The organism is Vibrio crassostreae, from assembly GCF_041439375.1.
Taxonomy (GTDB): Bacteria; Pseudomonadota; Gammaproteobacteria; order Enterobacterales; family Vibrionaceae; genus Vibrio; species Vibrio crassostreae_D.
The window spans coordinates 1-9,955 of the sequence record NZ_JBGONY010000098.1; the positions used below are offsets into that span (position 1 = coordinate 1).

Genomic DNA, 9,955 nt, shown 5'->3' on the forward strand with positions numbered 1-9,955 from the left:
GTATTAGTACGACGACGCCGACGATGAGTCGGGGGGATGTTGAGGGAAAGACAGGCGAGCATAAAAAGGACACTCCATACAGCAATATGCTATGCATTCCTTTGACTATCAAGAGAAGTTACTGAAATAATAGGCACACCTCCTGCTATGAAAAATATCACAATGAACGATGTAACGACGATTGAGTTTTACTACGACTATAAAAAAACACGCGCCGACCTTTCGAATGTTTTCAGGGCAATGGCCGACTATGTAGAAGCATATGAGATAGTTGAAAAAGCCATTGTACGAAACTTAGACATTGCCGATTATGATGGACTAAAGCTTCATTCACTTAAAGAAGGTAGTATAAGAAACACACTTACTAGCTTTTGCAAATCTTTCTTGGCCAACAGCTCAACAGGGCTACTTGATGAATTTAGCGGTGAGTCTGATGGCGATTCAGCTTCATATTACAGAAGTGTAGAAGAACGCCAGAACGATAAATTTCGGGCTGACTGGCATCAAGATAAGAGCTTCCAACAAGCAATCAAAGATAATCAAATCAAAAAAGACATAGCAGACGACTTTTTTTCAGGAAAACTACAGGCCATTACTGACGTAGACATTGCTGAAGCAGCTAAAAAAGTATCTAGCGGTAATAATAAAAGAAAGTCTGGAGAAAAGTTCTCTATAACCGCACAAAATGATGACAATTTTGGCCCCAAAATATCTGTTGATTGTGACTTCAAAGTATCAAAAAGTGTTAGCGCTATCTTTAATTGTAAAACCTATGATCATAATGGAGAGGAAACTGTTCTTATCATTAAGCCCGTTCAAGAAGGTGATGATAAGTGGCTAGTTCGAAGCTCACAAATTGGCTTAGTATATGAAGCCCCTATTTTAGATAAGACGTTTATAGGTGAATATCAAACTAAGTTCCAATGGCTGATATCTATGAAAGTACATTCTCAATATGAAGTATGGCGACACGGACAAGAAACAAAAGTAAAGAACGCTAAAATTCACAAAGTCTATGACCCGTATTGGGCAACTCATTATCAAAATAGGCTTCTAGATGACTAACACCGTCAAGAATAGATCGCTCCACGACGAAGAGGTTTTTGCTCGAACGAATGTGTTATATACGTTATTACCTCTTGGTCTAATGATAGCAATCAAGGTGCTGGTGATGTTCCAGTCGCCAATTATGTCATGGACACACCTATGGCCAGGACTATTTCAGTCTGGAGATTGGTCGCTAGCTAGTGGAATGGTATACATATCGATATTGAGCGGAATGTCAGATGCTTCTAATGGACGTCGAATTGACACCCTGCGAGTAAACTATAGAACATTAAAGCTTTTATCTTTAATGCTGTTCAACTTTGTCGTCTACTTTTGCGCATCAGTTTTTTCCTCCTCACCTATTGTACCTTGGGTTCAACTTATCTTGTTCATTCATGCAATATGGATGTGTTATCGATATCAACGAGATATTTATTTAGTTAAAGCTGGCCGTGGAAGATACATCAAGGAATAGAAAAGGGACCACCTAAGGTCCCTACAGCACTACCGCTTACTATCTGGTGTTCGCTTCACTTTTTCCCATTTATTCCCCGACTTTGTTGTTGGTAGAGCAGGTTTATTATCAGCGATTGTTGCAAAATTGTCGATTTTTCATCTCTCAACTTGTATGGCATGCATTAGAACAGTAGTAGCAACCATTCGCTCTTAAGTATGTTCTCTTTGCCGCCACTACAGCTGGACTACAAGATGCAAACTCACCAAGATAAACTCGATTATGCTCTAGCGGCATTCGCGAACACCCTTGTTTGTGTACTTCATGATCGCCATTCGCTTGTTGATTTTTATTCACATAATATCTAGCCATACGCACCTCAATGCTTACAAAAAAATCAATATACACTTTCACCACAATGCAATTAGTGACTTATGCATATTTTTACTAAAAAAGAGCTAGGAGAAATTTCAACGATCAACTGTACAGTCATATTTAATCCCTTGCCGTCGTCGGCTTACACTTTTTAAGCGTCGACAACGACAACGAAATGACTCAACCTGTAAGCTGCCAGTGACTTAAGTCACCAGCACCAAAGAGGGGGATTGATTAGTTGAATGGTGTATCAGATACCGCTATATAACGATCTGCATCTCGACCAATTTTGAAGAAAATACCATTGGCATTCAGACTGCTTTCCTGACCTTTAATTTTTGCAGAAAGCGCTCCTGCACCTTTAGGTAAGTACATACTATCTTCGAATTGGTTAAGCTTACTTAACAATGCTGATGACGAACTCTTCCATGCTTTACCTTTACCAGTCTCTTCAATTAGTTTCTTCAAAGCAATAGTCAGACTGTCGTCGGCGGTACCAGAGGCCATTAGCGCCTTCACGTTAGCTCTATACACCTTCTGAAGTTGACCCTCCTCTATGTTGTTCAATACTCGTTCAAGAGCAGCCAACCACTTAGAAAAGTCCATCATTCTTGCAGCGTACTTAACTTCAACATTCGGTAACTCTGCCATACTCTTAGACGCTAGTTTCAGCAATGAGCCAAATATCTCAGGCATTGCGGCAGCTAGATCTGCCTTTAACTCCTGCTCAGCTCTACGTTCTTGCTCTTTCATAGGATGTAACGATACACGCAAACAACGGGAGGCCAAGTCTGATTCCTTAACAAAATCGTGAATGCCGTTCAGTACCAGAGGGCTGTGTAACTCCATCAATGTCAATTCTGATGTGGTGTACAGTGTACGTTTGGCTGTACTGCCTTTCGTCGCAGTAGTACATAGCAAATCGCTCTGAGCCTTAGTCAGCGACCTTAAGTTATCAAAGACAGCTAAGAACATACCGTTAATGGTTATCACAAAATCATCCTGCTTCCGAGTCAAAGCAAGTGCAGATATCGAACTAGGATCGACTAAGCCACGCAGTACGTTGTTACAGAAGAAACTCTTACCTGCACCTTTCTCACCTTGAATCATTAGTATTGGGTACGGAACACCCTTAGCTTTCGGATGAGCCATTAAGTACGTAATGTACGCTACCACCAAGAAAAAGGTATTTGTATCGGTGTTGATGAACTGCCTTAGCTTCTTAAGACCTTCAGCAAAGTTTTCTTTGCTCAAGTCCGGCTTCATCATTTCTAGCTGAAAGCTTGGACGGCTGAAGTACACATCCTGATTTGCTGTTGGCATGGTATCAAGTACTTCAACTTTCTCTGCATTTAGCTGGACAATGTGGCCATTGTTAAGGTCAATGATGCTCGACTCACCATCACCAGACAGAGCGTACCGGATTGAAGATGCAATCTGCTTCTGCTCATAATCCCAAGCCATTGCATCTAACTCTTCGGTAATCTCTTTAACGTCTTTGGATTGAAGGCGTAAGCCTAATCGTCTCGCTTTTTTTCTGATGATTTGCTCACCTTTCGGTGTCTTCGGTGATACAGCTTCTTTCAGTTCACTACGTTGCTCAACTAATAACACGTTTCGGCTGTCATCTTGTTTCAGGTTATCTGCACTAAACTGGCCGAAGAAGTCGCTGATATTTGCTTGCGATTGTGTACTCATTTTTTAAACCCTTTAATCTCTGTAAGGTAGATGCATTTCTACCTTTACTCTTAACTGAAAACCCATCAAAACATCGTCGCTGGCGACGGTTAGTGCCTTGATGGCCTGATCTAATTGTTCATTAAATTTGTCAGCCTCTAGCCTCACCAAGAATGAATCGTGGTTGGTGAGCAGCAGCGGTATATTGGCTTCATCCAAGCTGATACAGGCTCTTCGCATGATGTCTGCTCCTGTGGCTTGTACTTGCCAGTTTCTTAGCGAGAGATAGCTATCACTGTCCGATACGGCATGTCGCCAACCCAGTGAATGTGCTTCTCCCTGCTTTTTAATGTCTCGTGCTTGCGCATCGAGATATGGCTCTATCGGGTAAATCAGGCAACTGAGCTTGTTTAACCACTCTTTAGCTAAGTCCAGAGAAACACCCAGTTTTTCCGCAATGGTGTTAAAGCCCATTCCATACAGACGGCCTACCAATAGCTGTTTACTTTGCTCTCTGGTCAGTTTGCTTTGAGTCAGTGCTCCAGCTAGCTGCCCGTAAATGTCCCCTTTGTCATACCATTCCAATAGTTTTTTGCATCCGGCTAAGTAGGCGGCGATAACGGGCTCTTGTTGACAGTAATCAAGCAGCACATACACGCTTCCTTTAGGCGCTGATAACAAGCGAGGCCAATACTCTTTTGGTATCTGATTCAGTGATGAACCTAGGGCACAATCTCTGCCAGTTTTAGTATGAAATGGTGATACATATGGCCTGTGCCAATATCCCGCTTCATTACGTGTTAGCTTGGCTTCAATCCCTTTCAGAGTCTTAGCAATCGCCTGACTTCGCTTAGAGTTTGTCTTTGAGTACTTCCGTATCCTTTTTTCTAGTGATCCATAGTCAATACGGATGCTTTCTCTATGATTTAGATGTTGCACATGGCGAGTAATACGGCCTCTAGTAGCATCAGAAACGTTAACGCTTAATGCCCTAACTTGACTGAGAAGATCCGCTGGTAGCTGACCAGCAGCTAAATGATGCTTCAGCCGTTGGTCTAGCACGTAACTATCGTTCTCTAAGGCGTATCTCGCTGCGACAGCTCAGATTGTAATTTCTTCTATTTCCAGTGCATCGAGATCCAGTTCGATGCCATCCTCATCTAAGACATCAAAATCTTCTGGCAGATCAAGATCACTACCCTCTCTAAAAAATTCAGGGTGGATTCTCGGCTGAGTTGATTCCGTTTTAGCGTCGACGTCGACGGTGCTGTCAGAGTCATCCTTCAGTGAATCTACGTCGACGACGTCAACAGATTCGTCCTTTTCCAGCAGCTTCTTGATCACAGGGTGCTCCATTGAGCTGATGGTAAATTCACCAACAAAGGTCTCCGTTAACACTGCATCTACCTTCGCCATATCAATCTCAATGGCTTCGATGTCGCAATGGATGGTCCACGTATACACCTTACTCAGCTTGTCTCGCTTGAAAGAGACAGCATTACCTCTGGAAGCAGCTACTAATCCGGCTAACTTAGAACGGTTCCATGAGTTCGTTGGCATATCGCTTAGTAATGCAATTCGGATCTCACCCGCCATTGAAACCAGAATGTGTAGGTTCTTCACGGTGAAGTGCTTAGGATCAAGCTGCTCTGCGATCTCTGCTTCTACTAAGTAGGTCTTCTTCATGCCGGATTCCGACTCGTACTCTTCAATGATAGCCAGCTTGGCTACGTTGAGTTCAGAGTTGAATGCAGCATCATCAGCAAATGCCATTAGGTTGATACTGTTTGCTGACATTGGCTTTTTAATTGCGGCGATACGAATAGTGTTGCTTTTTAGATTGTTTAGAAAACCCATTGTATTTCTCCTTTATAAGATATAATTTAATTACACCAGAGCCGTTGCTCTTGGCTGATTTCTATTAAATAACAAGTCGAATTTGATAGCTGTCATACGCACTCAGGTTTGTCTTAATCCTGTCTGCTAACGCTGTATCTCTCTGCTATGTGCTTAATGTATAGAACTTGATTTTTATTAGCTGTCATTCGCGCTCGGTTTTGTTGAGGCATAAAAAAAAGAGAAGCGCGATGGCTTCTCTTCTTAGTTGAATCAGGATTATATGAATTATGCTTGGTCGTGACTGTTAGCCAAAATCTGACTATAGATGTATCCGCTCTCTGACTTATCATTCGCCCATGCAGACAAGTTATTTTTTAGGTCAACGAATCTTGTTTCTAGTATTTCTTCCTTGTGCACTTCTTTTTCAAAGTCAGCTAGCTTAGGCATGTCTGACATGTAAAAGAAAGCATCCTTCTCAGATACCCACCTAGCAGCATCAGACAAGGTTAAATCACGAGTTTTTAAATAGGAATAAAGCCACGCTTTAATAAACAGCCAGCGATATTGTGCTCGAAGATCACGTGACTTAGCTGTTTTATTTGAGCTGATTTCTTTATAGATATGATCGGTAGGTGATGACGGCATTTCTGGTCTGTGCTTCAACTGCTTAACCAAGTGATGAGCCAGAACTACATCGATATACAGTGGATACTCTCGTCCTTTAAATGGTACTTTTTTTTAAGCCTAACCCTTCATCTTCAGCTTTTTTAATATTCCCACTTGCTACCTCATTGACCCAGAAAACAGTGAAGATTTTAATACGTCCAGGCAATATTTCGGTATATTGTTGTAAAAGAACTTTAGCCAGCATGCCATATCGACCATGTGAGTCCAAAGTTTTCAGCTCACCAATATCAAGTTCATCTGATTTAGATAGTTCCATCAAACGATCCCTTATGCTCTGACACTTCTCAGCAATCCAGTTTTTTAGTTCACGATCAATATATGCACCTTTACCGTGTATTACATATTCTCGTATTAAACCAGTCCAAATAGCACAGCTTTCTTCAACCAACAAAGAGAATGAACGAGTTAGCTCCGAGTCTTCTTTCTTCACTAGCGTTTCAAAACTGTTTTTAAGCTTTTCAATTCCCTTATCTTTTTTTCGTCCATAAGGTTTTTCTAAAAACAACTGGCAATCGAAAAGGTAGTTATTCACATGGGCTTGGTTAAAAAAAGTAAAAGCAAAAGGGCAATAGTCATCGTCATTTCCCGGTAGTTGTCCCTTCTTAAAAGCCCATTGACAAAAGTTCATATGTTCGTAACTAGGTCTCCCTCTAGCTTTCTTCTTAAAGCGTTTAAACCAAGGATGAAAATCAGCAATAAGCTTTTCAAACACTTCCAAGTCTGGGTCGTCTTCTGATATTTTGTAGTAGTTAGCCATCAGTAATACCTATTCTGAAATTGAGGGACGCGAATTGTACTGCTAGTAGTCCAGATTTACAGGGCAGATGCCTCATTTCATTGACGGCGTCGTCATCCTTAGCCGTCGACGACGTCAACAGAATAAAAAGAAGGTAACTATTCTAGCTATCTTCTTTAATTAAACGTGTTACTCAACTTCCATTAATCTTCAGGCCCAACAATAGCCCCCGTGACCCCACCAACAACTAAACCTATAGCAGCTCCTTTGCCCCCTCCAACTCTTGCACCTAATGACATTCCAATCATCGCGCCTTTTTCCGCGCCACTGGCACTTGGCTTTATAGTTACCTTAGTTGGATACTCGCGCTCAATTTCAATCGCTTTCATCGGTAGCGATGATTGACCCAGTGTTAAGAAATTCATCATTGTATTACCTCTATTTCCCTGCAATTTTCATTGCACTAAACAAAGAAAGGGCCATGCTCAATGAAGAACATGACCCTTAGTGATGTTATACCGTTCAACCTAGTCCAGTGTTAATGTCGAGAGTTCCAAGTCTTACACCAACGTCGAGCTAAATTGACCAATACAACAAACCTTATTGTGCTTTACCTTTCGGGGTGTCTGGGCTGCATTGAGTCACATCAGTAACATGACCATTCATTGTTCCGCAGACATCGGCTTTCCATTGCACGATGACACCATAAGATGATGTGTTCTGAATACCTGCTTTACCATTCCATTGTGGCTCTAGTAGCTCTTTCATTTTCGAGATATCGCCCGGATTACCACCGAACGTACCACCTGCGAATACCGAAGATGCGAATAGCGAAGTTAGACCTAGCAAGATGATTGATTTTTTCATTGTTGTTTTTCCTTAAGGATTGCATGCCCTCTTTCTAAGAAGACATCTGTTGATTAGTTTGAAGGTGTGGACTGACAGGTGGTGTCAGTTGGTAAAATTAATTTGAGGAATAACGGCAGGGCTTAGGTTTCGTGGGCTATGAAACCTATAACAAAATCGGTCACTTACTCATGACTATCGGGAAATAATGATGACTGACACTACCTGTCAGCGAATCAGTACATCATTGGTGATATGAATAAGAGTGAGAAGTTAGCCTACCGATTGAGTCAGATACCTTCCCGATTACATTCAGGAGAGAAACTGAGCCTTATCGACTTACAGCAGGAGTTTGGAGTACATGAACGAACTGTACTTCGAGATTTCAGTCGACTGGCATTTCTACCTATCGAAAGAGAGGACGGATATTACTTCTTAAAGCAATTAGATCATCGTAACCCTAAAGCTCATTTAGCTCTGAACTCCCTATCGAGTATGGGAGTAGATAAGTTGTTTCCAGATAGAGCAGTCATGACTCAGGCGCTAAGCCATAAGACACAATCTATTCTGTTCCGTCATTTACCTATCGAAGATTCCAGTCGCTTTCAGACAACATTACGTATCATTGCGAACGCTATTCATCAGCGAAACACTCTGACCTTTACGTGTCAGCGTCGTCGTTATCATCGGGTTGAGCCTTACCAACTCATTAACGAACATGGAATTTGGCATTTGGTTTCAGTGCTTAGGAGCCAGTCATATTCGTTTCGAGTATCGGAGATTGCAGAGTTAGTTCAACACGATGATATTTACACTCCCTCCCCTAGCTTCAACGAGAAACTAATCAGAGAAGAATTACACTGGAATACTCAGGGTATTGTAGAGGTCATCGCTCAGGTTGGTTCTAGTCGAATTGATGATTACCAGAAGTTAGAACAACCTATGGCAATTCAAGTGCTGAAAGAGTTGGGTTATGGCTCGACACTTATAAGCATTGAGACATCAGATATTCACGCATTAATGCCAGTCCTCAAATCTTGGCTGCCTGATATCGATGTAATATCTCCGTCATGGGTAAAACAAGCCTTGGTTAGAGATGTTGAAGCCTATCTAGCGACTTGTTCATGAGTAGGTTTATCGACGGCGTCGTCATTACGTCGACGACGACACCCTAACCTATCGAAACATCTATTTCATCGAAGCAGTCCATCCCGACGTAGCTTAGAAAGTTGGTTTCCCACATCGAATAGAACTCTGCGACACTGGATTCAATAATGGGAACTTCCCCCATGTATCGGATGTAAGCCACACCATGACCAAAATCAAAGTCGATTTCTTTCTCAAGTTCAGGCATCAATCCACAGTAACTAAAGTCAGTGATGTAATCGAAAGTCCACTGGTCATTGAGTCTAGTGATACGGATTTCAGCAGGGTGAAAACCACCGCCCTCAGAGCTATAGCTCGAATCTCGAAAGTTGATAGTTACAGCATGGGTTGACGGGGTTAGTTTCTTAGAGCGATCAATAACCATGTTAATTACATCTTGAAGGTCGGTACTAATTGGTAGCACTAGACGCTCTTTATCGAAGACTAAATTCATAATGAGATCCTTCTGTTATTTTTTCTGGGTAGGTTTGATGTGATTAACGAGATCGAGAAGCTCCTTTTTCCTATCTTGGTATTTCTCTGAAACGACATGTAGGTAAATAGACGACTCAGCTTTCACGGCTAAACCTAGGCCACGAACGATAGCGGCACAGAAGCCCTGATTGTTAGCGGAGCCAGAAGAATAGAGGGATTTGTAGACCTGACTTTTCCATGGTTTATCACCCTGAGATTCGATAATCTCGAATAACTTAGAACATGGAATCCATTGTTTTGAATGTAACCCTGCCCCTCCTGTCTGACCTGCAATCCGGAAGTAGAGTTGTTTATCCTCAATATTTTGAGCAACCTCGTAGAGAACTTTCCCTTGAGATTTTGAACCTAGTTTGTCTGCTTCCCCTGATTTGAGGATGTTAGAGAATGGATTGTGTTTTGACGTGGCTTTAGATGCATCAGCTTCTGTATTCGCTGTACTGCCTTTAGATTGGTTCATAGAAACTTTCCTTTATTTATTGAACTAGAAAGAAGAACCTCACCGTTACAAATCGGTAAAAGTTATTCTAATTCAATAATATAAATTCATTTCGAGACTTATTACGCCTAGAGACTTCTTCCTGTCTTTTCCTGTCCGGTTCCTGTCTTTCCCTCAACATCCCCCCGACTCATCGTCGGCGTCGTCGTACTAATAC

General features: G+C 41.8%; 11 protein-coding genes. 2 read left to right on the forward strand and 9 right to left on the reverse strand.

The features are described 5' to 3' along the window. Positions 1 to 147: 147 nt before the first annotated feature. Positions 148 to 1,065, forward strand: coding sequence for a hypothetical protein (locus tag ACED45_RS23115; RefSeq protein ID WP_371715112.1), 918 nt, complete (start codon positions 148 to 150; stop codon positions 1,063 to 1,065). Between the two features lie 1,045 nt (positions 1,066 to 2,110). Here the strand turns inward: ACED45_RS23115 and ACED45_RS23120 are convergent. From ACED45_RS23120 to ACED45_RS23150, 7 genes are all read right to left on the reverse strand, one after another. Next, on the reverse strand, positions 2,111 to 3,574 hold the full coding sequence (locus ACED45_RS23120) for an ATP-binding protein (RefSeq protein ID WP_371715113.1): 1,464 nt from the start codon (positions 3,572 to 3,574) through the stop codon (positions 2,111 to 2,113). 12 nt (positions 3,575 to 3,586) lie between these two features. After that, positions 3,587 to 4,615: a DNA polymerase gene (locus ACED45_RS23125; protein ID WP_371715114.1), complete on the reverse strand. Its 1,029-nt coding sequence runs from the start codon at positions 4,613 to 4,615 to the stop codon at positions 3,587 to 3,589. Between the two features lie 39 nt (positions 4,616 to 4,654). Continuing rightward, entirely contained in the window at positions 4,655 to 5,410 is a 756-nt protein-coding gene (locus ACED45_RS23130) for a hypothetical protein (RefSeq protein WP_371715115.1), read from the reverse strand. Between the two features lie 267 nt (positions 5,411 to 5,677). Continuing rightward, on the reverse strand, positions 5,678 to 6,067 hold the full coding sequence (locus ACED45_RS23135) for a hypothetical protein (protein WP_371715116.1): 390 nt from the start codon (positions 6,065 to 6,067) through the stop codon (positions 5,678 to 5,680). A 46-nt stretch (positions 6,068 to 6,113) separates the two neighbouring features. Further along, a complete protein-coding gene (locus ACED45_RS23140; protein WP_371715117.1) occupies positions 6,114 to 6,836 on the reverse strand; it encodes a hypothetical protein in 723 nt (240 codons plus the stop codon). A 182-nt stretch (positions 6,837 to 7,018) separates the two neighbouring features. Next, on the reverse strand, positions 7,019 to 7,243 hold the full coding sequence (locus ACED45_RS23145; protein WP_151417464.1) for a hypothetical protein: 225 nt from the start codon (positions 7,241 to 7,243) through the stop codon (positions 7,019 to 7,021). A gap of 172 nt (positions 7,244 to 7,415) precedes the next feature. Beyond that, complete coding sequence (locus ACED45_RS23150; protein WP_371715118.1) at positions 7,416 to 7,682, reverse strand: hypothetical protein; 267 nt, start codon at positions 7,680 to 7,682, stop codon at positions 7,416 to 7,418. A gap of 234 nt (positions 7,683 to 7,916) precedes the next feature. Between ACED45_RS23150 and ACED45_RS23155 the strand changes: the two genes are divergently transcribed. Next, positions 7,917 to 8,789 carry a helix-turn-helix transcriptional regulator gene (locus ACED45_RS23155; RefSeq protein ID WP_371715119.1) on the forward strand — a complete coding sequence of 291 codons (873 nt, stop codon included), beginning with the start codon at positions 7,917 to 7,919 and terminating at the stop codon, positions 8,787 to 8,789. 43 nt (positions 8,790 to 8,832) lie between these two features. On the opposite strand, the gene ACED45_RS23160 is transcribed toward ACED45_RS23155, so the two are convergent. Next, positions 8,833 to 9,261 carry a DUF2787 family protein gene (locus tag ACED45_RS23160; protein ID WP_371715120.1) on the reverse strand — a complete coding sequence of 143 codons (429 nt, stop codon included), beginning with the start codon at positions 9,259 to 9,261 and terminating at the stop codon, positions 8,833 to 8,835. A gap of 15 nt (positions 9,262 to 9,276) precedes the next feature. Then, positions 9,277 to 9,759 carry a hypothetical protein gene (locus ACED45_RS23165; protein WP_371715121.1) on the reverse strand — a complete coding sequence of 161 codons (483 nt, stop codon included), beginning with the start codon at positions 9,757 to 9,759 and terminating at the stop codon, positions 9,277 to 9,279. Positions 9,760 to 9,955: the final 196 nt, after the last annotated feature.